Origin of the sequence: Streptomyces sp. NPDC059256, from assembly GCF_042753785.1 — a bacterium.
In the GTDB taxonomy this organism is placed as follows: Bacteria; Actinomycetota; Actinomycetes; order Streptomycetales; family Streptomycetaceae; genus Streptomyces.
This window is the reverse complement of the sequence record NZ_JBHYZO010000002.1, coordinates 230,387-253,346: the sequence shown is the minus strand read 5'-3', so window position 1 is coordinate 253,346 and position 22,960 is coordinate 230,387. Positions and strand designations below refer to the sequence as shown.

Annotated in this window: 25 protein-coding genes; 13 read left to right on the top strand and 12 right to left on the bottom strand. The window is 65.9% G+C overall.

Annotation, left to right across the window (positions count from 1 at the left end; genetic code table 11):
• Positions 1–23: 23 nt before the first annotated feature.
• Positions 24–1,142 (bottom strand): peptidoglycan bridge formation glycyltransferase FemA/FemB family protein, encoded by a 1,119-nt coding sequence (locus ACFXJL_RS05725; RefSeq protein ID WP_358877011.1) that lies wholly within the window; start codon positions 1,140–1,142, stop codon positions 24–26.
• Positions 1,143–1,304: 162 nt separating this feature from the next.
• The gene (locus tag ACFXJL_RS05720; protein ID WP_358877012.1) at positions 1,305–1,622 is read right to left on the bottom strand and encodes a hypothetical protein; all 318 of its coding nucleotides are present in this window, start codon (positions 1,620–1,622) and stop codon (positions 1,305–1,307) included.
• 280 nt (positions 1,623–1,902) lie between these two features.
• Between ACFXJL_RS05720 and rpsF the strand changes: the two genes are divergently transcribed.
• The 4 genes from rpsF (at position 1,903) to rplI (ending at position 3,632) form a co-directional block, all read left to right on the top strand.
• Positions 1,903–2,193, top strand: a complete 291-nt coding sequence (gene rpsF, locus ACFXJL_RS05715) for a 30S ribosomal protein S6 (protein WP_329021213.1) — start codon at positions 1,903–1,905, stop codon at positions 2,191–2,193.
• A gap of 74 nt (positions 2,194–2,267) precedes the next feature.
• A complete protein-coding gene (locus ACFXJL_RS05710; protein WP_358877013.1) occupies positions 2,268–2,876 on the top strand; it encodes a single-stranded DNA-binding protein in 609 nt (202 codons plus the stop codon).
• 55 nt (positions 2,877–2,931) lie between these two features.
• Entirely contained in the window at positions 2,932–3,168 is a 237-nt protein-coding gene (gene rpsR / locus ACFXJL_RS05705; protein WP_003956534.1) for a 30S ribosomal protein S18, read from the top strand.
• Between the two features lie 17 nt (positions 3,169–3,185).
• The gene (gene rplI / locus ACFXJL_RS05700; RefSeq protein ID WP_358877014.1) at positions 3,186–3,632 is read left to right on the top strand and encodes a 50S ribosomal protein L9; all 447 of its coding nucleotides are present in this window, start codon (positions 3,186–3,188) and stop codon (positions 3,630–3,632) included.
• A 148-nt stretch (positions 3,633–3,780) separates the two neighbouring features.
• Here rplI and ACFXJL_RS05695 read toward each other — a convergent pair whose 3' ends face one another.
• Positions 3,781–5,118 (bottom strand): MATE family efflux transporter, encoded by a 1,338-nt coding sequence (locus tag ACFXJL_RS05695; protein ID WP_358877015.1) that lies wholly within the window; start codon positions 5,116–5,118, stop codon positions 3,781–3,783.
• Between the two features lie 442 nt (positions 5,119–5,560).
• Between ACFXJL_RS05695 and dnaB the strand changes: the two genes are divergently transcribed.
• The gene (gene dnaB, locus ACFXJL_RS05690; protein WP_329027634.1) at positions 5,561–7,030 is read left to right on the top strand and encodes a replicative DNA helicase; all 1,470 of its coding nucleotides are present in this window, start codon (positions 5,561–5,563) and stop codon (positions 7,028–7,030) included.
• Positions 7,031–7,134: 104 nt separating this feature from the next.
• Here dnaB and ACFXJL_RS05685 read toward each other — a convergent pair whose 3' ends face one another.
• Positions 7,135–7,698 carry a dihydrofolate reductase family protein gene (locus ACFXJL_RS05685; protein WP_384634083.1) on the bottom strand — a complete coding sequence of 188 codons (564 nt, stop codon included), beginning with the start codon at positions 7,696–7,698 and terminating at the stop codon, positions 7,135–7,137.
• Positions 7,699–8,317: 619 nt separating this feature from the next.
• Here ACFXJL_RS05685 and ACFXJL_RS05680 point away from each other — a divergent pair.
• Positions 8,318–9,151, top strand: a complete 834-nt coding sequence (locus tag ACFXJL_RS05680) for a PIG-L family deacetylase (protein WP_384689512.1) — start codon at positions 8,318–8,320, stop codon at positions 9,149–9,151.
• A 141-nt stretch (positions 9,152–9,292) separates the two neighbouring features.
• On the opposite strand, the gene ACFXJL_RS05675 is transcribed toward ACFXJL_RS05680, so the two are convergent.
• Complete coding sequence (locus ACFXJL_RS05675) at positions 9,293–9,931, bottom strand: class I SAM-dependent methyltransferase (protein ID WP_384689509.1); 639 nt, start codon at positions 9,929–9,931, stop codon at positions 9,293–9,295.
• Positions 9,932–10,142: 211 nt separating this feature from the next.
• Between ACFXJL_RS05675 and ACFXJL_RS05670 the strand changes: the two genes are divergently transcribed.
• Positions 10,143–11,243: a MerR family transcriptional regulator gene (locus ACFXJL_RS05670; RefSeq protein ID WP_384689506.1), complete on the top strand. Its 1,101-nt coding sequence runs from the start codon at positions 10,143–10,145 to the stop codon at positions 11,241–11,243.
• A 101-nt stretch (positions 11,244–11,344) separates the two neighbouring features.
• Positions 11,345–12,727 carry a serine hydrolase domain-containing protein gene (locus ACFXJL_RS05665; RefSeq protein ID WP_384689503.1) on the top strand — a complete coding sequence of 461 codons (1,383 nt, stop codon included), beginning with the start codon at positions 11,345–11,347 and terminating at the stop codon, positions 12,725–12,727.
• Between the two features lie 305 nt (positions 12,728–13,032).
• Here the strand turns inward: ACFXJL_RS05665 and ACFXJL_RS05660 are convergent, their stop codons facing one another.
• The 3 genes from ACFXJL_RS05660 to ACFXJL_RS05650 form a co-directional block, all read right to left on the bottom strand.
• Positions 13,033–13,485, bottom strand: coding sequence for a GNAT family N-acetyltransferase (locus tag ACFXJL_RS05660; protein ID WP_384634093.1), 453 nt, complete (start codon positions 13,483–13,485; stop codon positions 13,033–13,035).
• 10 nt (positions 13,486–13,495) lie between these two features.
• Positions 13,496–13,954: a MarR family transcriptional regulator gene (locus ACFXJL_RS05655; RefSeq protein WP_358877021.1), complete on the bottom strand. Its 459-nt coding sequence runs from the start codon at positions 13,952–13,954 to the stop codon at positions 13,496–13,498.
• Between the two features lie 179 nt (positions 13,955–14,133).
• Positions 14,134–14,997 carry a GNAT family N-acetyltransferase gene (locus ACFXJL_RS05650; RefSeq protein WP_384689499.1) on the bottom strand — a complete coding sequence of 288 codons (864 nt, stop codon included), beginning with the start codon at positions 14,995–14,997 and terminating at the stop codon, positions 14,134–14,136.
• Positions 14,998–15,273: 276 nt separating this feature from the next.
• Here ACFXJL_RS05650 and ACFXJL_RS05645 point away from each other — a divergent pair, with 276 nt between their 5' ends.
• Together ACFXJL_RS05645 and ACFXJL_RS05640 are read left to right on the top strand one after the other, a co-directional pair.
• Positions 15,274–15,552 carry a hypothetical protein gene (locus ACFXJL_RS05645; protein WP_358877023.1) on the top strand — a complete coding sequence of 93 codons (279 nt, stop codon included), beginning with the start codon at positions 15,274–15,276 and terminating at the stop codon, positions 15,550–15,552.
• 317 nt (positions 15,553–15,869) lie between these two features.
• Positions 15,870–17,597, top strand: coding sequence for a globin domain-containing protein (locus tag ACFXJL_RS05640; protein WP_384689496.1), 1,728 nt, complete (start codon positions 15,870–15,872; stop codon positions 17,595–17,597).
• 128 nt (positions 17,598–17,725) lie between these two features.
• Here the strand turns inward: ACFXJL_RS05640 and ACFXJL_RS05635 are convergent, their stop codons facing one another.
• From ACFXJL_RS05635 to ACFXJL_RS05620, 4 genes are all read right to left on the bottom strand, one after another.
• Positions 17,726–18,205 (bottom strand): NUDIX hydrolase, encoded by a 480-nt coding sequence (locus tag ACFXJL_RS05635; RefSeq protein ID WP_329021197.1) that lies wholly within the window; start codon positions 18,203–18,205, stop codon positions 17,726–17,728.
• 52 nt (positions 18,206–18,257) lie between these two features.
• Positions 18,258–19,148 carry a LysR family transcriptional regulator gene (locus tag ACFXJL_RS05630; RefSeq protein WP_358877025.1) on the bottom strand — a complete coding sequence of 297 codons (891 nt, stop codon included), beginning with the start codon at positions 19,146–19,148 and terminating at the stop codon, positions 18,258–18,260.
• Positions 19,149–19,502: 354 nt separating this feature from the next.
• Complete coding sequence (locus ACFXJL_RS05625) at positions 19,503–20,660, bottom strand: cystathionine gamma-lyase (RefSeq protein WP_384689492.1); 1,158 nt, start codon at positions 20,658–20,660, stop codon at positions 19,503–19,505.
• Between the two features lie 125 nt (positions 20,661–20,785).
• Positions 20,786–21,163 (bottom strand): phage holin family protein, encoded by a 378-nt coding sequence (locus ACFXJL_RS05620; RefSeq protein ID WP_358877027.1) that lies wholly within the window; start codon positions 21,161–21,163, stop codon positions 20,786–20,788.
• A gap of 51 nt (positions 21,164–21,214) precedes the next feature.
• Between ACFXJL_RS05620 and ACFXJL_RS05615 the strand changes: the two genes are divergently transcribed.
• From ACFXJL_RS05615 to ACFXJL_RS05605, 3 genes are all read left to right on the top strand, one after another.
• Positions 21,215–21,532: a cupin domain-containing protein gene (locus ACFXJL_RS05615; RefSeq protein WP_358877028.1), complete on the top strand. Its 318-nt coding sequence runs from the start codon at positions 21,215–21,217 to the stop codon at positions 21,530–21,532.
• Positions 21,533–21,751: 219 nt separating this feature from the next.
• A complete protein-coding gene (locus tag ACFXJL_RS05610) occupies positions 21,752–21,964 on the top strand; it encodes a DUF5326 family protein (RefSeq protein WP_329021189.1) in 213 nt (70 codons plus the stop codon).
• Positions 21,965–22,173: 209 nt separating this feature from the next.
• Entirely contained in the window at positions 22,174–22,941 is a 768-nt protein-coding gene (locus ACFXJL_RS05605; protein ID WP_384634105.1) for an IclR family transcriptional regulator, read from the top strand.
• Positions 22,942–22,960 lie beyond the last annotated feature (19 nt).

Genomic DNA, 22,960 nt, shown 5'->3' with positions numbered 1-22,960 from the left:
GGACGTCTGCGGCGCGGCACGCGTCAGCGGCGCGACATATACATGTCGAGGGCCTTGTGCAGCAGCTTGTTGAGTGGGAAGTCCCATTCGCCGACGTACTCGACAGCCTCTCCGCCCGTGCCGACCTTGAACTGGATCAGACCGAAGAGGTGGTCGGTCTCATCGAGGGAATCGCTGATTCCACGCAGGTCGTAGACGGTCGCACCCATGGCGTAGGCGTCGCGCAGCATCCGCCACTGCATCGCGTTCGAGGGCCGGACCTCCCGCCCGATGTTGTCCGATGCGCCGTACGAGTACCAGACGTGGCCGCCGACGACGAGCATCGTCGCCGCGGACAGGTTCACACCGTTGTGGCGGGCGAAGTACAGCCGCATGCGGTTGGGGTCCTCGGTGTTGAGGACCTGCCACATGCGCTGGAAGTAGGACAGGGGGCGGGGGCGGAACCGGTCGCGGATCGCGGTGATCTCGTAGAGCCGCTGCCATTCTTCAAGGTCCTGGTAGCCGCCCTGGACGACCTCGACACCGGCCTTCTCGGCCTTCTTGATGTTGCGGCGCCACAACTGGTTGAAGCCCTTGAGGACATCGTCGAGGGACCGGTTCGCCAGCGGGACCTGATAGACGTACCGGGGCTGGACGTCACCGAAGCCGGCCCCGCCGTCGTCGCCCTGCTGCCAGCCCATCTTCCGCAGCCGGTCGGCCACTTCGAAGGCCCGGGGCTCGATGTGCGTCGCGTCCACGTCCCGCAGCCGCTTCACATCCGGGTCCTGGATACCCGCCTTGATGGCGGGTGCGTCCCAACGCCGGATCACGACCGGTGGCCCCATCTTCACGGAGAACGCGCCCTGTTGCTTGAGGTGGGCGAGCATCGGCTGGAGCCAGTCGTCCAGATTCGGCGCGTACCAGTTGATGACCGGACCCTCGGGCAGATAAGCGAGATACCGCTTGATCTTGGGGAGCTGGCGGTACAGCACCAGACCGGCACCCACGAGCTGGCCGTTCTTGTCGAACCAACCGAGGTTCTCCGAGCGCCATTCCGTCTTCACATCGGCCCATGCCGGGACCTGGCAGTGACTTGCCGACGGCAGGGACTGGATGTACGCCAGATGCTGCTCTCGGCTGATGGTCCTCAGGGTCAGGCTCATGTGGGGCGCTCCTCAGCAGGTATGTCCCCATGGGTCAGGGGCTCCGGCTCTCGGGCCGAAGCCTACTGCGCTGGGGGAGCGCCCCGAATGGCCGCGTGCCGTCGCCCGGGAGGCGGCCGGCGGCTTTGCTCGCGGCTTGTGCCTCCTCCGCTCAGCCGTCGCTCACCCGAGGACTCCGCCGAAGAGGCCGCCGTGCGCCATTCCGAGGAAGAAGCCGAAGGCGGATGCGCCGAGTCCGATGATCAGCGCGGTCCGCTCACGAGTGGTGACGGAGATGAACTGTCCGTAGCCACCGGTCAGGATCCCCACCAGCCCGGCCCATGAACTGAGCAGATGCAGGCTGTGGAACATCGCGGTGATGAAGGCGACGGCCCCGAGGACCAGAGTCACCGCGACGAGGGTGTCCTGAAGGGGGTGGGGCTTGCCATCCGTGGCGAAGAGGGAATTCGTGGACGGATGGCGTCGCATTGCTTGTGCCATGGAGCACCTCCTGGCGTAGCCGGAGCGCGGCGCTTCGTAGCCCCGCGCACACCCGATGTGTACAGATTGCGTCTCCTCCCCACAGGATTTCAACCGGACGCACCTCTACGGGTACTCTGTACGGTCTGCACCAGTGTCTGTCGAGTCTCTGGCCAGCCCGGAGGACGATCGCCCGCGATTGTCAGTGGCGGCTGGTTGACTCGGTCACTGTTGCAACGCATCACGACCCTCCTGCCACGGAACGACCGTGGCCGCTGAGTCCAAAGGAGGTGGGTTCTACATGCGTCACTACGAGGTGATGGTCATCCTCGACCCCGATCTGGAGGAGCGCTCTGTCTCCCCCCTGATCGAGAACTTCCTCTCCGTTGTCCGTGAGGGCAGTGGAAAGGTTGAGAAGGTCGACACCTGGGGCCGTCGTCGTCTCGCTTACGAGATCAAGAAGAAGCCCGAGGGCATCTACTCGGTCATCGACCTGCAGGCCGAGCCTGCGGTCGTCAAGGAGCTCGACCGCCAGATGAACCTGAACGAGTCGGTCCTCCGGACCAAGGTCCTTCGTCCCGAGACCCACTGAGCATCTAGCTCAGAGGTCATCGGGTTCGAGTAGCAGCAAGCAGCCAGAAGCAATCCCCGCCGAGAGGTTCACCCATGGCAGGCGAGACCGTCATCACGGTCGTCGGCAATCTCGTCGACGACCCCGAGCTGCGCTTCACCGCATCCGGTGCGGCGGTCGCGAAGTTCCGTATCGCGTCCACTCCCCGCATGTTCGACAAGCAGACCAATGAGTGGAAGGACGGCGACAGCCTGTTCCTGACCTGCTCGGTCTGGCGTCAGGCGGCGGAGAATGTCGCAGAGTCGCTGCAACGCGGTATGCGCGTTGTCGTGCAGGGCCGTTTGAAGCAGCGGTCCTACGACGACCGCGAAGGCGTCAAGCGCACGGTCTACGAGCTGGACGTCGAGGAAGTCGGCCCCAGTCTCAAGAACGCCACGGCCAAGGTCACCAAGACCACCGGTCGAGGTGGCCAGGGCGGCTACGGCGGTGGCGGCGGTCAGCAGCAGGGCGGCGGTAGCTGGGGTGGAAACTCCGGTGGCCAGCAGGGCGGCGGCGGGGCAGCACCCGCAGACGACCCGTGGGCCACGAGCGCTCCGGCCAGCGGCGGTCAGCAGCAGCAGGGCGGCGGCGGAGGCGGCTGGGGCGGAAGCTCCGGCGGCTCCGGTGGCTCTGGCGGCGGCTACTCGGACGAGCCCCCCTTCTAGGGGATTCCTCCAGGGGAGCTCGTTCCCCACTTCTTGATCACACAGGAGATACACCATGGCGAAGCCGCCTGTGCGCAAGCCGAAGAAGAAGGTCTGCGCATTCTGCAAGGACAAGACCGTATACGTGGACTACAAGGACACGAACATGCTGCGGAAGTTCATTTCCGACCGTGGCAAGATCCGTGCCCGCCGCGTTACCGGCAACTGCACGCAGCATCAGCGTGACGTCGCCACGGCCGTGAAGAACAGCCGTGAGATGGCGCTGCTGCCCTACACGTCCACCGCGCGCTAAGGGAGGGTGACCGAATCATGAAGATCATCCTCACTCACGAGGTCACTGGCCTCGGTGCCGCCGGCGATGTCGTCGACGTCAAGGACGGATACGCCCGCAACTACCTGGTCCCGCGCGGTTTCGCGATCCGCTGGACCAAGGGCGGCGAGAAGGACGTGGCGCAGATCCGCCGCGCCCGCAAGATCCACGAGATCGCGACCATTGAGCAGGCCAATGAGGTCAAGGCCAAGCTTGAGGCCGTCAAGGTGCGTCTGGCTGTTCGCTCCGGCGACGCCGGCCGTCTCTTCGGTTCCGTGACTCCGGCTGACATCGCCACGGCGATCAAGTCCGCCGGTGGCCCGGAGGTCGACAAGCGTCGTGTGGAGCTCGGTGCGCCGATCAAGACCCTGGGCTCGCACCAGGTGTCCGTGCGTCTGCACCCCGAGGTCGCCGCGAAGCTCGGCGTCGAGGTCATCGCCGCCTGAACGCGGTAAGCGACTGAACAAGGAGGAGGGCCGCACCCCTGGGTGCGGCCCTCTTCTGCTGTCTGCGCTCAGGTGGGCTGTCGTGTTTCACGTGAAACATGGCCTTCACGGGAACACGCGGTCACGATCCGGACGGCCGCAGCTGGGGTCAGCGAGTCGCCCCGACCACAATCCATCGGCCGGATCGCATGCGCAGCCAGAGGGTCACCAAGCGCATGGTCATCATCAGAGTCATGGCCCACCACAGCGCGGTGAGTCCACCGCCCAGTGATGGGACGAGCAGGGCGACGGGTGCGAACACCGCCAACGTCGCGAGCATGGCCCAGGCCAGATACGGGCCGTCCCCCGCTCCCATCAACACGCCGTCGAGGACGAAGACCACACCGGCGATGGGTTGGGAGACGGCGATCACGAGCAGTGCGGGGAAGAGGGTGTCATGTACGGCTTGGTCACCGCTGAAGAGCGGGACGAAGAGGGGCCGCAGGGCTATCAGGAGAATGCCGAGGACCACGCCGGAGGCCACCCCCCACTGCACCATGCGACGACATACCTGGCGCGCTCCTTCGGCATCACCAGCCCCCAGATAGCGGCCGACGATCGCTTGCCCGGCTATGGCTATCGCGTCTAGGGCGAAGGCCATCAAGCTCCACAGGGAGAGCACGATCTGATGGGCGGCGACCTCGGTGTCGCCGAGCCTGGCGGCCACGGCCGTGGCGATCATCAGAACCGCGCGCAGTGAGAGCGTACGGATGAGCAGAGGTGCTCCTGCTTGGGCGCTGGCCCGGATTCCGGCGGCGTCGGGTCTGAGCGAGGCGTTGTGGCGTCGGGCGCCGCGTATCACGACGGCCAGATAGGCGATGGCCATACCGAACTGAGCGAGGACGGTGCCCCAGGCAGAGCCCGCGATACCCCAGCCGGCTCCGTAGACCAAGACCACATTGAGGATCGCGTTGGCGGTGAAGCCGCCGATGGCGACATAGAGCGGGGTCTTGGTGTCCTGAAGCCCGCGGAGAACGCCTGTGGCGGCAAAGACGATCAACATCGCGGGGATGCCGAAGCTGGAGATCTGTAGATAGGTGATCGCGTAGGGGGCGGCCGTGTCGGAGGCCCCCAAGACGTCGATGAGCCAGGGAGCGGTCGGGAAGGTGAGAGCGACCATGGCCAGGCCCAGGAACGCCGCGAGCCAGATGCCGTCCATGCCCTGTCGAATGGCGGCGGGGAGATCGCCCGAGCCGACCCTCCGGGCGACGGCCGCGGTTGTCGCATATGCGAGGAAGACGAAGATGCTCACGGCGGTCAGGAGGAGCGATGCCGCGATGGCGAGACCGGCGAGTTGGTGCGTTCCCAGATGGCCCACGATGGCGCTGTCGACGATCACGAAGAGTGGTTCGGCGACGAGCGCTCCGAAGGCGGGGACCGCGAGGGCGACGATCTCTCGATCGTGCCGTCGGCGAAGCGCTTTCGGAGCTGTGGGTGCCTGTGTCATGCGCCCAATGTAATCTTCCACAGGTAAGAGCTGCAATATGACATTGATCCTTACCTTCGACCGGGAAGTCGACTTGGCTGTGCGCCGATTGTTCTGATCTTGGTCCGGTTGGAAAAGTTTTTCTCCCCCACAGCCGGTGGATGGAGAAGTCGCAGCTCAAGGCGTGTGCGTCGCGGCGAATGGGATGTTGTCCACAGTGCTGTCCCCCGGTCCGTGCACAGGTTACGACGAGTTCTCCACAGCATCTGGTCGGTCATCCACATGGCCTGTGGATAACCAGATTGGCTGACGGTGGCGAGGGGCCTACCGTGGACCGTCGCTCGACGCGCCGGAAGCGGGGCCGAGCCGCTCGTTTTGTCAGTGCCGTGCCGTAGAAAGAGAGGGCACGGCGAGGTCCGCTCAGCGGACGGGAGGAGGTGGCCCGGTGAGCATTTCCGAGCCCTTGGACGACCCGTGGGCGGCCGAAACCGGCCCCGGCGATCGCCTGCCCGTCTCCCGCCAACGCCGCAACGACCAGCGCGGCGGTGGCCGTGAGGACCAGCACGAGCGCGGGCGGGACAACGGCGGTTGGGACGGAGGCTCCTCCGGCTTCGAGCGGGTTCCCCCGCAGGACCTCGACGCGGAGCAATCCGTTCTCGGCGGCATGCTCCTCTCCAAGGACGCGATTGCCGATGTCGTGGAGATCATCAAGGGGCATGACTTCTATCGGCCCGCGCACGAGACCGTCTATACGGCCATCCTCGACCTCTATGCCAAGGGCGAGCCCGCAGACCCCATCACCGTGGCGGCGGAGCTGGTCAAGCGGGGAGAGATCACCCGTGTCGGCGGTGCCCCCTATCTCCACACCCTCGTGCAGTCGGTGCCCACCGCAGCGAACGCCTCCTACTACGCGGAGATCGTCCATGAGCGGGCCGTGCTGCGGCGGCTGGTGGAGGCAGGCACCAAGATCACACAAATGGGATACGCGGCCGACGGTGACGTCGATGAGATCGTCAACTCCGCCCAGGCCGAGATCTACGCGGTCACCGAGCAGCGCACCAGCGAGGACTACCTCCCTCTCGGCGAGATCATGGAAGGTGCGCTCGACGAGATCGAGGCGATCGGGTCCCGTAGCGGTGAGATGACCGGTGTGCCCACGGGCTTCACCGATTTCGACTCGCTGACGAACGGACTGCACCCGGGCCAGATGATCGTGATCGCGGCGCGCCCGGCGATGGGTAAGTCGACCCTCGCACTGGACTTCGCCCGAGCCTGTTCGATCAAGAACAATCTGCCCAGCGTGATCTTCTCCCTGGAAATGGGACGCAACGAGATCGCGATGCGACTGCTCTCCGCCGAGGCACGGGTGGCGCTGCACCACATGCGGTCCGGCACGATGACCGACGACGACTGGACGCGCCTGGCGCGCCGGATGCCGGACGTATCCCAGGCCCCCCTGTACATCGATGACTCCCCCAACCTCTCCATGATGGAGATCCGGGCGAAGTGCCGAAGGCTGAAGCAGCGCAACAACCTCAAGCTGGTGGTCATCGACTACCTTCAGCTGATGCAGTCCGGCGGCTCCAAGCGAGCCGAGAGCCGACAGCAAGAGGTCTCGGACATGTCCCGTAACCTCAAGCTCCTCGCGAAGGAGCTGGAGGTTCCGGTCATCGCCCTCTCCCAGCTGAACCGTGGCCCCGAGCAGCGCACCGACAAGAAGCCCATGGTCTCCGACCTGCGTGAATCGGGATCGATCGAGCAGGACGCGGACATGGTGATCCTGCTGCACCGCGAGGACGCATACGAGAAGGAGTCCCCCCGGGCGGGTGAGGCAGACCTGATCGTCGCCAAGCACCGTAACGGCCCCACAGCGACGATCACGGTTGCGTTCCAGGGGCACTACTCGCGGTTCGTGGACATGGCGCAGACCTGAGACGACGATGTGGGGTTTCGCGGCTGATGTCGTCATCTCACGGGCCATGTCGTACCGATGTCGTGGACGACATCGCCGTGGGACCAGCGCGTGGGTGCTGCTGCTCAGCGCCTTGTCTCGTACCTGGTTAGGATCACGCCGCCGGGAAGCGTCCGCGTCTCCACCAGGTTGAGGTTCACCCAGTTGTCCAGCACGGAGAAGAACGGCGTGCCACCGCCCACCAGGACCGGCGCGGTGGCCAGCACGTACTCGTCGATCAGCCCGGCCCGCACGGCCGCCCCGGCGAGCGTTGCGCCGCCGATGTCCATCGGGCCGCCGTCCTCGGCCTTGAGCCGGGTGATCTCGGCGACCGCGTCGCCGGTGACCAGGCGGGTGTTCCAGTCGACCTTGTCGATCGTCGAGGAGAACACCACCTTCGACATGTCCCGCCAGCGGCGCGCGAACTCGATCTCCGCCGGGGTGGCGTTGGGCTGCTGGTCGCCGGTCGGCCAGTAGGAGCTCATCGTCTGCCACAGCTTGCGCCCGTACAGCGTCAGATCGGTCGCCTGCAACTGGTCTGACCAGAATTGGAACAGCTCGTCGCTCGGCACGCTCCAGCCGATGTCGTCGCCGGGCGCAGCGATGAAGCCGTCCAGGGTCAGGTTCATGCCGTAGATCAGTTTCCGCATGGCCTAGCCTTCCGTCCGTGGGTGTCCGGCGTATAGACCAGCGCGGTGCGGGGAACTCATCGGTGCGCGATCTGGGCTCGCCGGTAGTCCTCGTGCTCGGGGCTCAGCGTGGTGTACTCGGCCGACACGGGCAAGCCGCCTGATCTTGACCTCGCCCTCGCGAGGAAGTGCCACGGATTTGAGACTGATCATGGGTGATAGGTCCGTGAGACAGCCAAGAACGCCCGTCTCATGCAAGATCGACATGTTGTGAGCGGCGGGATCCTGCAACGGCCGGCCAGGTCTCACCATGCATGTCGGCATCCCACGGTGGGTGTCGGGGGCTGGGAGTCTGAGCCGAGGTGGGCTGGGACATACAGGTCGCGTCCGTACCTCGTTCGCGTTGAACGCCGGCGTCCGAAAGGCCAGACGGCTGCGCCGGGAACAGTCGGTTCGGCTGGCACCGTTGCATCGATTGAGGGGCCGGCCGGGCACCGCGGGGGCGGGGACACGGCGACCACCAGGCCGTACGCCCCGCCAGAACGCCAGAACGCCAGAACGCCAGAATCCGAAGTCCCGGGATCGCGGTATGCCTGCCGTCCACTCGGACCAGCACTTACTTCTGTAGGAGGACAGTTTCATGACTGACCGGCCCTTGACGCTCATGGCCGTACACGCACACCCCGACGACGAGGCCACCGGAACCGGAGGGGTCCTCGCGCGGTATGCGGCGGAAGGCATCCGCACGGTTCTCGTGACCTGTACCGACGGCGGTTGCGGTGATGGACCAGGGGGTGTCAAGCCGGGCGATCCAGGGCACGATCCGGCGGCGGTCGCCTCGATGCGCCGTCAAGAACTCCAGGCGAGCTGTGACGTCCTGAAGATCAGCGATCTGGAGATGTTGGACTACGCCGACTCCGGGATGATGGGTTGGCCGAGCAACGAAGCCCCCGGATCCTTCTGGCAGACCCCCGTGCAGGAAGGCGCGGCCCGACTCGCGGAACTCATGCGGCACTATCGACCTGATGTGGTTGTCACCTACGACGAGAACGGCTTCTACGGCCACCCCGACCACATCCAGGCCCATCGCATCACGATGGCGGCGCTGGAGATGACCGAGCTAACACCGAAGGTGTACTGGACCACGATGCCCCGCTCGGGGATGCAGCGGTTCGGCGAGATCATGCACGAGTTCCATGAGGACATGCCGGAGCCGGATCCTGCCGAGGCCGCCGCGATGGCCGAGATCGGCCTCCCCGACGATGAGATCACCACCTGGGTGGACACCATCGCGTTCAGCAGTCAGAAGTTCGACGCGTTGGCCGCGCACGCCAGTCAGGGCGAGAACATCTTCTTCCTCAAGATGGGCAAGGAGAGGTTCGGCGAGCTGATGGGCATGGAGACCTTCCTGCGCGTCCAGGACGCCACCGGCGCGGCCATACCCGAGGACGATCTCTTCGCCGGCCTGCGCTGATCCGTCCATCCGGCTGGGGCCGGGAGGTACATCGACCGCACGGGCGCAATCGCGCCGGTCATGCTTTCCCGTGGCTTGTCGATGCAGCCCGCTCCGGCAGTCCGGCCCCGGCCCTCACCGGTGGCCTCGACACAAGGCTGGTCAGTTGGTGCGGGTCAGTCTCCACACGTTGTCCGCCCGGGTGCCGGGCTTGCCGTCGGGGGACGGAGAGGGCTTTTCCACGGTCTCCAGGGTCTCCACCCGCCAGCTGGGTGGGAGCGCGAGCGCGGCGAGTACGTCCTGGAGCGTGGGGAAGGCCGCGTCGAACGGGTACTCGTGCTCCTCCATCCACGTCGGCCATCCGGCGTGCATGACGACGAGGAGGGTGCCGCCAGGTGCGACCGCTTCCGCGGCCCGCTTGAGCACGCCGTCCTGGTCCAGAGCCACAGGCGACTGAAGGAACTGTGCGCTGACCAGATCGAAGCTTCCCTTCGGGAAGGTCACTCCGAGTTCGTGGCGCTCGAATGTCACCTGCTCGGCGAGACCGGCCTCCGCGGCATGGTTCGCCGCCCGCTCCAGTGCCGTGGGGGAGATGTCCACACCGGTCACCTGCCATCCGAGGGACGCCAGCCATACGGAGTCGGCGCCTTCACCGCAGCCCAGATCCAGGGCGCTGCCCGGTTCTAGAGCGCTGATCTCGCGTACGAGGAGTGCGTTCGGGTTGCCGCTCCAGACACGCTCGCTGGAGCGGTAGCGCTCCTCCCAGAACTGTGTCGGGCCAGTGGGCAGCGGTATCGACATCGAGATCCCCTTCGCGACGACTGCGCGGTGCCAGCGGCACCTGGATCTCAGGTTCGTCGGGGTGTGAAGGGTGCGTCAAACGTGGTTGCCGGTTCGGCAACAAGTGGACGCCGGGCCATGACCCGCCGCGACCCTGGCCGTACGCCCGGTGGGTTCCTCCCGGCTGACACCCTTTGACCTTCAGGTTGGTTGAACATCGACAATCGCCTGCATGGACGAGATCGAAGGTCTGTTGAGCATCGGGACATTCGCCCGCCGGGTGGGATTGGCGCCGAGTGCCCTCAGGTTCTACGACGACTGCGGAGTGCTTCGGCCCACCCGGGTGGATGCGACGACCGGCTATCGCTACTACGACGCGGATCAGGAACCGCGTGCCGTTCTGGTCCGGCGCCTTCGAGAGGCCGGCCTTCCGCTCATGGATGCCTCACAGGTCCTGGACGGCACCGCCGAGGAGGCGCGTGACGTCCTGGAGAAGCATGCCCTGCGAACGCGCGCCACGGCGGCTGCCGCCCAGTCGGCGATCGACGGCATCCTCAGTGACCTTCCGCTGGGGCGGCGCAGGGCCCAGGCACTTGTCGGCGGGGCGGAGTTGTCGAGTGCCGTACGACAAGTGGCGTTCTCGGTCGCCACCGCCGCGACACGCGAGAGCTTCCCGGAACTCGGCTGTGTACTGCTCGAACTCGGCCACCAGGAGATTCGCCTCGTCGCCACCGACCGTCATCGAATGGCCGTGCGGGTGCTTCGCCCCCACCCCCAGCCCTTCGTGTGCGAGCCCTGCCAGCTACTGATCGACCTCGCCGATCTGAAAGAAGCTGCCTCCTGGGCGCTGTCCCAGGCGCTTGTCACCGTTGAGGTCGACGGTTCGGTGGTACGGATGCGGGGCGAAGGCGAGGTCCGCCTCCTGAACGCCTTCGACGGGGTGTTTCCCGACTACCGGATGGTCCTGGAGGGCCTTGCCGCAGCCCAGCATCGGCTGGTCATCGACCGGGAGGCCCTCCGGGGAACCCTGGCCATGAGCCCGCCGGGGGAGACGATCATCCTGCACACGAATGAGCAGCAGCGATTGGTGCTCTCCAGCGCTGGCCCAAGTCCGCTCCCCGAGGCCGGGGGCCTCCGCGCCATCTGCACCGGGCCGCCCCTGTGTATCGCCTTCGATCCAGCGGTGCTGCTACCTGCACTGGATGCCAGCGTGGGGCCCGATGTCCTGGTGGAAATCTCGTCGGCGATGGAGCCGGTCGTGGTTCGCTCCGCCGACCAGGGCAGCTTCACCACCCTGGTCATGCCGGTCCACGACACCGTCTCGGACGACTGAGACACGACTCTGCGACCCCCAGTGGATCGAGTATTCCGCGGGTCGCGAAATGCCCAAGCGAACAGTCGACTTCACGCGATCACACCCGATAGACCTGCTCCATGACCGCACCTCTGACAGCCCTTCTGCCCACCACCGAACGGGCGCTGCTCCACCGCATCGCCGTGGCCCAGTCGGAGGGGCGAGCTCCTTCGTTGACCGGTGCCGTGGCTCGTGACGGCCAGCTCGTATGGACTGGAGAGCGCCCTTCTGTCGAAGGGGATGAGACGGGTGCCAACACCCAGTACCGGATCGGCTCGATCACCAAGACGTTCACGGCCGTTCTGGTGATGAGGCTGCGTGACGATGGGCTGATCGACCTTCAGGACCCATTGGAGAAGCATCTTCCCGGTACGGGGATTGGCGAGGTGACGATCGCCCAACTGCTCGCTCATAGCTCGGGCTTGGGTGCGGAGACACCGTCGCCATGGTGGGAACGCTCGTCCGCTTCGCTTCGGCCCGGCCTTCCCGACGTCCTCGGGGAGCAGTCGCGCAAGCATCCCGCTGGCCGCCGCTTCCACTACTCCAATCCGGGATACACGGTTCTCGGTTCCCTGATCGAGGCGGTGAGGGGCGGTTCGTGGGAGGAGGTTCTCCGGCGGGAGATCCTGGAGCCACTAGCCATGACCCGTACGAGCATGGAGCCCCAAGCTCCTTCTGCTCAAGGGTGGGCGGTGCATCCGTGGGCCGATGTGCTTCTGCCCGAACCCGCAGAGGACCTTGGACTGATGGCTCCTGCGGGCCAGCTCTGGTCGACCGTCACCGACCTATGTCGGTTCGGCGCATTCCTCGTCGAGGGAGACGACCGTGTACTCAGCGCCGCATCGGTACGGGAGATGAGGACGCCCGCCGTACCTGCCGAGAGCGGGGAGTGGGATGCCACCTATGGCTTTGGGCTTCAGATCATCAGGCGAGACGGTCGCACGTTGGTCGGTCATGGAGGCTCGCTACCGGGATTCGTTGCCGGCCTCTGGGTTGGCGTCGACGACGGGGTGACCGCAGCGGTTCTCGCCAATGCGACCTCGGGCCCTTTCCCCAGCTTGGTTGCCACCGACCTCATTCAGATCGTGGCTGAGGCTGAACCACGTCTTCCTCAGATCTGGCGCCCGCTATCGGAGGTCGATCAAGAGCTGCTGGAGATCACCGGCCCTTGGTACTGGGGGACCCATGCCTTTGGTCTGCAACTGCTCCCTGACCGTGTTCTCGCCCTTCAACCTCTGACCGGGCCCGGTCGTAAGGCACGGTTCACTGCTGCGGAGGACGGAACCTGGATCGGGCAGGACGGCTACTACGCGGGGGAGACCCTGCGCGTAGTGCGCCGGACGGATGGTTCGATTGCCCATCTCGACCTGGGGTCGTTCGTTTTTACCCGCGAGCCCTATGAGCCGGACACCGGGATCCCTGGCGGCGTGGACAAGGAGGGATGGCGCGGGCTTCCCAGCTGAGTCTGCTGACGCCGTGGGCTTCCCACTCAACGTATCGACGCACTAGGTGCAGTCGGGCACGAGGAGAGCCGAGGAGAGCCGAGGACTGTTTCACGTGAAACGTCACCTCCGATCGGCAGGAGGCTCAGCATGTTTCACGTGAAACAGCTGATGGAACACGGGCGCGAATGCCGAGGGTGGCAGCCTCGATCTACCTGCTCATGGCCCTGGGATCAAGATCGGATACGAGCTGACCAGGGGTCGCGTCCGGTTCGGACTTCTGATCGTCAAGGAGTCGAAATGGGCCGTGTGGAAGAAACCTCGGATCAGAGCGGCAGTTTGAAGCCGATGTGGGAGGCGACAAAGCCCAGTCGCTCATAGAAGCGATGGGCGTCAGTGCGGGAGGCATCCGATGTCAACTGGACGAGTTGGCAGTTCTGGCGGCGCGACTCTTCAATGGCCCACTCGATCAACTGCCTTCCGAGACCGCTGCCGCGCTCATCGGCGTGTACCCGAACGCCTTCGATCAGAGCTCGGGTGGCGCCACCTCGGGCGAGCCCCGGAATGATGGTGAGCTGGAGCGTGCCCACCACCGTGCCTCCACGTACCGCAACGGTCGGGTGTTGATGTGGATCGGCCTTGAGCCGCTCGAATGCAGTCCTGTACGGAGTGAGGTCCTGAGGAGACTCCCGGGTGGCTCCCAGCACATCATCAGCGAGCATGGCCACGATCGACGGTAGGTCGGTGTCCTCGGCGGGGCGTATCTCAAGATCGCTCATGACTCACACTCTAGGCAGGGACTCGAAGCTCCTCGACGGTCCGTACCAGGGGCGTCAGAGTGGGATCTGTGGCTGCCTGGTCGAGAGCCGCACGCAGCGCTGTGTCATGCGTGGGGCGGGCAGCAGCCAGCAGGGCCAGACCTGCGTCCGTCACATCCGTATAGATTCCACGGCGATCGGTGTCACAGAGATAGCGACGCAGCAGCCCACGGCCCTCAAGACGGCTGACCAGGCGGGTGGTGGCGCTTTGGCTGAGGATGATCGCTTCAGCGACCTGCTTCATCTGTAGATGGCCGCGAACATCGCCATGCTGACGGCTCAGGACCTCCAGCAAGGAGAACTCCCGCACGCTCAGGCCATGGGCTCTCTCCAGAGCCCGTTCGATGTCGGCCTCGATTCTGCCGTGGAGCAAGGAGAAGGCGGACCAGCCCTGGGCGAGCCAGGTGTACGAGGGGTTGGTCTCGGCCATCGGTCTTCCTCCTTCGTGCCCAGCGACCTTTCCCCGATGGTGATGGTCAAGCACTGACACCCCGGGGAAGGTGGGGGCCGCAATATACCGCGTCCGCAACCATCAGATTCGCTCGGGGAGTGTCCGCGATCCTTCTGGGATGTCTGTGCAAGAGCCTTGCTCTCAAGGGAAGTTGGGGGTTAGCCGGCTGCCACCGAGAGTGGGGCGAAGCGGCGGGACCAATCGCCGGGCAGCTCGTCGATCCCATGGGTCATCACGGTGTTGAAAGCGACGGAGTGCAGACCATGTGCCTTCAACCAGGTCAGAAGTTCTTGATGGCGATCGTCGATATCGGTGCGGAAGGGCCGGTCCGTGGCCGGGGCGAGCGAGGTGATCAGCGCCTGGGCGGTCCGGGTGTCCCGGGCGATCAGAGGTCCGATGACATGGGTTTCCATATTGGGCCAGGCTGCGGCGTAACCCGTCAGCTTGCCGTTCTCCTCGGCCACACGAAGATGGTCGGCGAAGGCCGGTAGGCGCGTGATCATATGGGTTCGGTCCGGACCGAACACTTCTGTGTCGAGCCGTACGATGCTGGGCAGGTCCTCGGCGGTCGCAGGCCGGGTGATGGAAGCGGCCCAGGCGACATCCGCCGGGGGCCGGAAGTGTCCGCGGACCATCTCCGCTCGTCCCACGGTCGTGAAGCCCAGTCCCTCATAGAGCAGTTGCCCTTGTGGGGTGGCATGCAGCGTGAGCGGTGTGCCACTGGCCTCCTTGAGCACATGCTGCATCATGCGTCGACCGATGCCTTGGCGCGCATGCTGCTCAGCCACCAACATCATGCCGATCGCAGCCAATTCGGGACCGTAGGACATCACGGTGCAACAGGCGGCAAGCCCCTTGCCGGAGGGGTCATCGATGCCGTAGGCGGTTCCCGCGGTCAGCAGCAGGGACCACTTGTGCTCTTCCCTGGGCCAGCCGCGATTCTCCGAGAGATCGGCGCAGAAGAGCAGATCCTCCCTGGTGAGACGACGAATGTGCGGTGAGTCTGGGAGCGAGGTCGGCATGAGGATCAGGCTGTCTGACGCAGTGATCGTTCGTCTAGTGCTTTCCGGGAAGTGGCCCCACCCCGGAGTCTTCGCCCACGCCGGGTCAACCCCCAAGGCTTCAGTACGGAGAGAACCATCATCAAGAGGTAGGCGCACAGAGAGACAACGGGCCCCATCACCAGATCGAGAGGTGCGTTCAGCGACCCTCCCCCAGAGATGATCTCCGCTGCTTCGTTCACCCCTGGGCGGAGAGCGAACACCGAAGCCGCCGTAGTGGCTGCTGTCAGAAGGAACTTGGTCAAGACCCAGCGATGCCGGGCAAGGCCCCAGGCCGTCCCCAAGGACAAGACCACGCCGGTGATGAAGGTCAGCAGCGCCGACGGAAGAACCAGCCAGTCCGTGAAGACCTTCATCGACTGGACGCTGGAGTCGATGGTGGCCGAAGACTCGGAGGTGCTGGCATTCAGCGCCAGAGCCAACAGCCCCAGCGTGACCCCCAACCAGGATGCGGCGGCGCAGACATGGACGACAAGAAGTGCCCGCCGGGTTGGTCGCTTCAATGGTTTCACGTGAAACACCGTGCCGAACCGACCGCTTCGACGCATCTGACGGCGGGAGTAGCCGCTGCTACGCGCCATGGCGTACGAGCCTGTCTGTGCCGCTCCACAGAGGGAGCGGCACTGTAAGGCAAGCGGCTGGAGATAGAAGGAGTTTCCTCGCTTTGAGCCACGCAAGGTCCACTCCCTGTAATGATACGACTACGGAGATGGCGAGTCGTGCCGGAGATCGTGGCAGACAGCAGTCCTGGGGCAGGAGCACTGAAGTGAGGCACGTTCCGAGCAGATGGAAGTGCGGAGACCGAACAAGAGATGTTCGAGGCGAGGCAGACAATGGACGCTCCGACAACTACCGTGTCGGCCGGCAGATCAGGTGACAACGGTTCCGACGAAGGCATAGCCCCGCCGGAGCCCTCCCCGGATGACCTCCGGACACCACCGGCCGAGGCCGCCCGACGGCAGACCACCCAGCGCTCCGGGAGCATGGGGGGCGAACAACGGGTCGGTGAGGAGCGCACACAGCGTTCGATGGACTACCCGCCCCGCTTCTACCCTGTCCACCCGGCCGAAGGCCGTGGCTCTCAGCCGCCGGACACCGCCGTCCCAGCCCTGGACCACCGCTCGCACCCCACGAAGCCCATGAGCGCTCCTGTGTCAGTGGACTCCAGTGCTCAGTCGACTGGTATGCCCTTCGGCGAGGCCGCGGGCGCTGGTGCAGGCACAGGCGACGGTGTGTACGTCCCGGTCGAGCACTCCGCCCATCCTCACCGAGATCCAGATCGCGGAGATACCCCGGCCCGAGAGGAACTCCCCTGGCCGCGCGAGGCGGTCAGCCCCCTGGGCACCCCCACCCGACTGCGCCTACCCGGTCAACACCAGGCCCTGGCCATCGAGCAGGGACCCGTAGCCGAACCGTCGAGGCCGACCATGAGCCCCGCCTCGACATCCGAAGTGCCCTCCGATGCCGAACTCGTTCGACGCACCTTGGCCGAGATCGAGCCGACGGCGGACCGGGTCACCTCCTACTTCTATGCCCTGCTCTTCCTGGGGCACCCCGAACTACGCCCCCTGTTCCCGGTCGCGATGGACACTCAGCGCGACCGGCTGCTCAAAGCGCTGCTCACTGCCGCCGAGCACATGGACGATCCGGTCGTCCTCACCGAGTACCTTCAGCATCTGGGGCGCGGACACCGCAAGTACGGGACGCAGGCCGCCCACTACCCCGCCGTGGGCGAGGCCCTTCTCGGCGCCTTGAGCCGATACGCCACACGGACCTGGGGGCCCGAAACCGAGGCCGCCTGGGTGCGTACGTACACCACGATTTCGCAGATCATGATTGATGCCGCAGCGGAGAACGAGGTACAGGCCCCTGCCTGGTGGCATGCCGAGGTCGTCTCCCACGATCTTCGAACGCCCGACATAGCCGTTGTCACGGTCCGCCCCGACCAGCCCTATCCCTTTGTCGCCGGGCAGTACACCAGCGTGGAGACTCCCTGGTGGCCACGGGTCTGGCGCCACTACTCCTTCGCCAGCGCACCGCGCCCGGACGGACTTCTCTCGTTCCATGTGAAGGCGGTGCCCGCCGGTTGGGTCTCGGGAGCGCTGGTTCGCCATGCCCGCCCCGGCGACATCCTGCGGCTGGGTCCTCCGGCCGGCTCCATGACGGTCGACCACTCCACCGACAACGGTCTGCTCTGCCTCGGTGGAGGAACGGGAATCGCCCCCATCAAGGCGCTGGTCGAAGACGTTGCCCAACACGGCACCCGGCGGCCGGTCGAGGTCTTCTACGGCGCGCGCACGGACTTTGACCTCTATGACATCGACACCATGCTGCGGCTGCAGAAGACGCATCCCTGGCTTTCGGTGCGCCCCGTTGTCGACGACCGAGCCCACTTTCCTGATGCGGTGAGGGCGTTCGGCCCCTGGCACGAGTACGACGGCTATCTCTCCGGGCCTCCCGGGATGATCCGTAGCGGAGTGCATGCCCTACGGGGCATCGGCATACCACCCAACCGCATCCGCCATGACTCCTTCGAGGACCTGATCACCGTCGGGAGCTAGCGGGCGGACCGACCACACACGGCACGTCGTCGGTGCGCCAAGGTGACGACGACAAGAGGCAGGCGACAGGAGGCAGGAGGCGGGCACGGGTCGGTCCAGCAGTGGACCGGATCGTTCTGTTCGATCCATCAGCCCAGGTCATGGGCGTGCAGTGCGCGCACTCCCTCGATATTGCCGTCCAGATAGTGCCGCAACGAGAGCGGTACGAGATGGACCGCGGCGATACCCACCCGGCTGAAGGGAACCCGGACGATCTCGTACTCCCCACATGGCTCGTCGATCTCCGGGCCGTGTCGGAGGGACGGGTCCATGGACTCCAGACGGCAGACGAAAAAGTGCTGCACCTTGACCCCGGCGATCCCACCACCCGCGATGTGCTCCACGGTGTCGACGAAGCAAGGCACCACATCGGTGACCTTGGCACCCAGCTCCTCGTCCAGCTCCCGGTGCAGAGCAGCGATCACTGTGGTGTCCGTCGACTCGACCCCGCCGCCCGGCGTCAGCCAGTACGGATCGAGCCCTGGCTTGGTGCGCTTGATCAGAACGAGATCGTCGCCATCGAGCAGGACGGCACGTGCGGTGCGCTTGACCACGGGACGTTCGGTCATGGCTAGAAAATGGCCCATGATGGCGGTTCTGAAACTCCTGGGGCGCGTTCGTTCACCAGTCGCTCGCTGCCCGCAGCAGCCACTCGTGCGCCCGGGCGATCGGAGGAAGCGCCAGCGTCCCCGTCCTCACCACGAGGAAGTACGTCCGCAACGGGGGTACCGGAGGGTCCAGCAACGCCACGAGGTGGCCCCGTTCCAAGGCGTCCTCACAGAGGTATCGCGGCAGCACCGCGAGGCCGGCCCCTGCCGCCGCACTCTCCAGTACCGCCCTGAGGTCCGGCGCGATGACGGCCCCTGCGGCGGCCGGACGCGAGTCGAAGACCGCGGCCCAGTAGCGGGCCACCAGGGGGAGCGACTCATGGACTTCCACCACGGGCAGTTGCTCCAGCACCACATGGCCGCGGCGTAACACCTCCGGGCCCAGTCGGGCCGCCCACCGCGGGGAGGCGACGAGGACATGCTCCTCGTCACAGAGCGGAGTCGCGGTGAGGAGGCCGCCGCGGGGACGGGCTGTGGTGATGGCCAGATCATGATGGCCGGCGGCCAGCCCTTCGAGGGTCTCCTCGGCGTTCCCGAACGAGGCGCGCAGGGCCAGACCCTGGGAGATCAGCGGGGTGAGGGCGGGCAGGGCGCGCAGCGATGTGAATTCTGGTGGTCCGGCCAGATGCAGGGTCCGTACGCCGGATGTCTCGTCCAGTCCGGTCTCGGCGATCTCGACCAGGGCGTCCAGGTGGGGAGCGGCGCGATGCGCGAGCTCATCACCGATGGTGGTCGGAGTGACACCACGTGCCTGCCGAAGGAAGAGCGGACGGCCCAGTTGGCGTTCAAGGGTGCGGATCTGGCCTGTCACCGCTGGCTGGGAGAGTCCCAGCAAGGCGGCGGCTCGGGTGAAGGAGCCTGCGCGGTGGACGGTGACGAATGTGCGTAGCAACGCCAGATCCATGTCGAGCGCCCCTCTCGACCGACGATGCTCACGGATCGGACAACTATAAATAAGTCGATAGGTCGCTGTCGTTACTGTGATTGGACACTGACGCAGAGTCAACTAGCCTTGGTCACGAGGTTCTTCGGGGGGATGAACCGGGGCGGTCCGAGCCACGAGGGGGGAGGTTCGGACCGCCCACCAACAGCTTCGGACCTTCTGTCCTCGACGGGCGCCTGCTTCGACTGCCCGAGGATCCCTGCCCGTACCCATGGGTGCCCCCGTTCTCACCGCCGAACCGCATTCGCGTGTGACCGTCCTGTGGAGCCTTTCCGTCCGGGCCTCGATGCACCGCCGTACGAAGATGGATCGCAGTCAGCGCAGGGGTGCTGTCGGCGGCTCGTCGAGTGCCTCGTCCAGCGCTCGCAGCACATCGGCCACCAGGTCCTCCGTGTCCTCCGCGCCCGCCGAGAGCCTCACGAAGCCCTCGGGCACCGCATCCCCGCCCCAGCGGCCCCTGCGCTCCACCGATGAACGCACGCCACCGAAGCTCGTGGCATCGTCCACGAGTCGCAGGGCGTCCAGGAACCTCTCCGCGTGGGCCCGGTCGGGCAGCACGAAGGAGACGATCCCGCCGTAGCGCTTCATCTGGAGCGAGGCCAGTGGGTATGAGGGATCGGTGGGAAGCCCCGGATAGCGCAGCCCACCCACTTCGCTGCGCTCGCTCAGCGCCCGTGCCAGCGCCAGTGCGTTGGTGCAGCTGCGCTCGATCCGCAGCTGGAGCGTGGCGAGCGAGCGGTGTGCGAGCCAAGCCTCCATCGGCCCGGGAATCGCGCCGACCACCTTGCGCCAACGCCGTACGTTCTCCGCCAGGTCGGCATCGCGGCAGCTCACATGACCGAGGAGGAGATCGCCATGGCCGGTCAGGCCCTTGGTGTCACTGGCGACCGAGAAGTCCGCGCCCAGTTCCAGCGGGCGCTGTCCCAGCGGGGTCGCCAAGGTGTTGTCGACGGCGACCAGAGCGCCTGCCCGGTGCGCGGCCCCCGTGAGCCGGCGGATGTCGCACACGTCGAGCCCGGGATTGGACGGGCTCTCGATCCAGAGGAGCCGTGCCCCGTCCAGGACCGACAGTTGGCGGTCGTCACGCGTCGGTGCCGTTCGCACCTCGACTCCGTACGCCTCCAACTGTTCCCGCACCAGAGGCAGTGCCTGGTAGCCGTCACTGGGCAACACCACCGCGTCCCCGGTTCTGAGCTGGGAGAAGAGCACGGCCGAGATCGCCGCCATCCCGGACGCGAAGGCCACGGTCTCGACCGGGACGCCCGGCGCCTCCAGCTCGCCGATCGCCCTCTCCAGAAGGGTCCAGGTGGGATTGGAATCCCTTCCGTAGGTGTACGGTCCGGTCGGTTCTCCCGGCAGATGGAAATGGGCGGCGAAGACCGGACCCGGCAGGGTCGGCTCGTGCTTCACCGGCTCGGGCAATCCGGCCCGTACCGCCCTTGTCCCGTCTCCTGGGCCCTGTGCGCTGTTCATCGTGTGGATTCGATCCTCGTCGTGCTCGGTTGAGTCGTGCTCGGCTGTGGTGGGCGGTGACCGGGTCCGGCGCACCGAAAGTCCTGAAAGTTCCGAAAGTTCCGAAGAGCAGGATCCGTGCGGCCTCAGTCCTTGTCGGGCAGGGCGACGCTGAGCGCCCAGGAGACCAGCGAGATGATCAGGCCGCCCAGTACGGCGGTCCAGAAGCCTTCGACGTGGAAGTTCAGATCGAGCTTGTCGGCGAACCAGGACGTCAGCAGCAGCATCAGCGCATTGACGACCAGTGTGATCAAGCCCAGTGTGAGAACGAACAGTGGCAGGGTCAGCAGTTTCACGATCGGCTTGACGACCGCGTTGACCAGCCCGAAGATCAGGGCGACCACGATGAGGGTCGTTGTTTTCTTGCCGGTGCTGTCACCGGTCAGCGTGATGTCCGAGAGCAACCAGATGGCGATGGCCAGGGCCACAGCATTGGCGATCGTCTTGACGAGAAGATTCATCATGCGTCTGATCGTGGCAGACATGATCGGACCAACGGCAGGGGCGGATAGACGATGAAGGCATTCCGACTGGACGAACTGGAGATCGAGAGGGCCGCCAACGACGGCGCTTACCTCCAGTTCTTGCGCGAGCGGAACATGTCCGTCGGCCTCTATGCGCTGGACTCCGGCGATCTCGATCCGCAGCTTCCCCATGGCGAGGACGAGGTCTACTTCGTCGTCAGTGGCCGCGCGGCGATCACGGTAGGTATGGAGACGACCCAGGTCAGTCGAGGCAGTGTGGTCTACGTACCCGCCGGGGTGCCGCACAAGTTCCACCACATCACCGAGGACCTACGGGTGATGGTGGTCTTCTCTCCTCCCGAGAGCTGAGGTCCCCGCCCACGGTTCCTGCTCCGAGCGGAGCCGGCTCCGCCCTGGTCCCTAGGGGGTCGGTCAGGGGAGAGCAAGGGCTGCCGGGGCCCCGCTCACCCCATGGGTCCGCCTAGCATCGAAGGCAGAGGTCAGGAGGTTCAGCAGACCCCTCGTGGGACACCCGGGGCGTCCGGTGGACCGATGATGCACAGAGGAGAAAGAGGTAAGGCGATGGCCGTGCGGGAGATCTTCGCTGGACTGCCCTGGTGGGTGAAGTGGGTTGCCGTTCCCGTGGTCGTCCTGTCCGTCTTCGGGGGGCTGATCGCCAACGTCCTCGGATTCGTGGTCAGCCTGCTCTTCAATGTGCTGCTCTTCGTGGCCCTCGTCGCCGGACTCATCTTCGTCGTACGGAAGTTCACCGGTTCCCCCAGTTCGCGCGAGGATTGGTAGGCGCTCCCCGCAGGGGTGTTAACCCGGCCGGGGGAACGGCCGGCAAAGCCCAGGTCCCTCCAGTCTGACGGCCATTACAGTGGCAAGCCGTCCCCCGGCCCCCGGAACTCCTCCCTTCAGGTAGGTTCCGGGGCGGCCGTGCGGCGGGCGCGCGGGGGCGGCCCCCGCGGGCGGGCACGGCGCCCGTCACCATGCCTGGGGGTTGACCTATGGCCACAGCTCCGCACGCTGCCCCAACGCTGATCACTTCGGTGCAGCGGGCCCTTCGGCTGTTGGAGGCCGCGGCCTCCCATCGGGACGGTGCGCCCGCGAAGCAGCTGGCGAGGGAGGCAGGCATTCCCCTTCCCACCGCCTACCATCTGCTGCGCACCCTGACCCACGAGGGCTATCTGCTCCGGGAGAAGGGCGTTTTCGTCCTCGGTGGCGCGGTGGAACGACTCGCGGTCGGCGGTGCTGTGCAGAATCGTCGCAGCAGACTTGAGGAGTCCCTCCACCACTGGCGGGACGCGCTGGGCGTCCCCGTCTACTTCGCCCTGTACCGCGAGGGCGAGATCGACTTGGTCGCGTATGCCGACAGCCCCCATGCCCCGGCCGTCTCGGAGTGGGCGAACTTCCGGGAGACTGGCCACGCCCACGCCGTGGGCCAGTGCCTACTGAGCCAACTCGACGACGCCGCGCTCGGGGACCACCTCGATCGTCATCCCGTGCAGCCCGTCACGCGGTACTCCGTGTCCGATCGCCGCGCACTCGTGGAGCGGCTCGCCGCCACGGGTCGTACGCAACCGGTGGTCGAGCGCCAGGAGTACGCCTTGGGCACGGTGTGCGCTGCCATCCCCATGATGGTCGGGTCCAACGCAGCCGCGATGGCCATTTCTCTACCCCTCCATCAACAGGAGAGGTTGCTTCCCGCAGTCGAACAACTACGCAGCGGAGTTGGCGAGCTGCTCGACGCGCTGGCATTCTCTATCAGTATCTGAAAAATCACTCCTTGTAGTC

Coding starts and splice junctions, on each gene's coding strand:
- ACFXJL_RS05725 (WP_358877011.1), bottom strand. CDS start 1,142: ATGAGCCTGACCCTGAGGACCATCAGCCGAGAGCAGCATCTGGCGTAC.
- ACFXJL_RS05720 (WP_358877012.1), bottom strand. CDS start 1,622: ATGGCACAAGCAATGCGACGCCATCCGTCCACGAATTCCCTCTTCGCC.
- rpsF (WP_329021213.1), top strand. CDS start 1,903: ATGCGTCACTACGAGGTGATGGTCATCCTCGACCCCGATCTGGAGGAG.
- ACFXJL_RS05710 (WP_358877013.1), top strand. CDS start 2,268: ATGGCAGGCGAGACCGTCATCACGGTCGTCGGCAATCTCGTCGACGAC.
- rpsR (WP_003956534.1), top strand. CDS start 2,932: ATGGCGAAGCCGCCTGTGCGCAAGCCGAAGAAGAAGGTCTGCGCATTC.
- rplI (WP_358877014.1), top strand. CDS start 3,186: ATGAAGATCATCCTCACTCACGAGGTCACTGGCCTCGGTGCCGCCGGC.
- ACFXJL_RS05695 (WP_358877015.1), bottom strand. CDS start 5,118: ATGACACAGGCACCCACAGCTCCGAAAGCGCTTCGCCGACGGCACGAT.
- ACFXJL_RS05685 (WP_384634083.1), bottom strand. CDS start 7,698: ATGCGGAAACTGATCTACGGCATGAACCTGACCCTGGACGGCTTCATC.
- ACFXJL_RS05680 (WP_384689512.1), top strand. CDS start 8,318: ATGACTGACCGGCCCTTGACGCTCATGGCCGTACACGCACACCCCGAC.
- ACFXJL_RS05675 (WP_384689509.1), bottom strand. CDS start 9,931: ATGTCGATACCGCTGCCCACTGGCCCGACACAGTTCTGGGAGGAGCGC.
- ACFXJL_RS05670 (WP_384689506.1), top strand. CDS start 10,143: ATGGACGAGATCGAAGGTCTGTTGAGCATCGGGACATTCGCCCGCCGG.
- ACFXJL_RS05665 (WP_384689503.1), top strand. CDS start 11,345: ATGACCGCACCTCTGACAGCCCTTCTGCCCACCACCGAACGGGCGCTG.
- ACFXJL_RS05660 (WP_384634093.1), bottom strand. CDS start 13,485: ATGAGCGATCTTGAGATACGCCCCGCCGAGGACACCGACCTACCGTCG.
- ACFXJL_RS05655 (WP_358877021.1), bottom strand. CDS start 13,954: ATGGCCGAGACCAACCCCTCGTACACCTGGCTCGCCCAGGGCTGGTCC.
- ACFXJL_RS05650 (WP_384689499.1), bottom strand. CDS start 14,997: ATGCCGACCTCGCTCCCAGACTCACCGCACATTCGTCGTCTCACCAGG.
- ACFXJL_RS05640 (WP_384689496.1), top strand. CDS start 15,870: ATGGACGCTCCGACAACTACCGTGTCGGCCGGCAGATCAGGTGACAAC.
- ACFXJL_RS05635 (WP_329021197.1), bottom strand. CDS start 18,205: ATGACCGAACGTCCCGTGGTCAAGCGCACCGCACGTGCCGTCCTGCTC.
- ACFXJL_RS05630 (WP_358877025.1), bottom strand. CDS start 19,148: ATGGATCTGGCGTTGCTACGCACATTCGTCACCGTCCACCGCGCAGGC.
- ACFXJL_RS05625 (WP_384689492.1), bottom strand. CDS start 20,660: ATGAACAGCGCACAGGGCCCAGGAGACGGGACAAGGGCGGTACGGGCC.
- ACFXJL_RS05620 (WP_358877027.1), bottom strand. CDS start 21,163: ATGATGAATCTTCTCGTCAAGACGATCGCCAATGCTGTGGCCCTGGCC.
- ACFXJL_RS05615 (WP_358877028.1), top strand. CDS start 21,215: ATGAAGGCATTCCGACTGGACGAACTGGAGATCGAGAGGGCCGCCAAC.
- ACFXJL_RS05605 (WP_384634105.1), top strand. CDS start 22,174: ATGGCCACAGCTCCGCACGCTGCCCCAACGCTGATCACTTCGGTGCAG.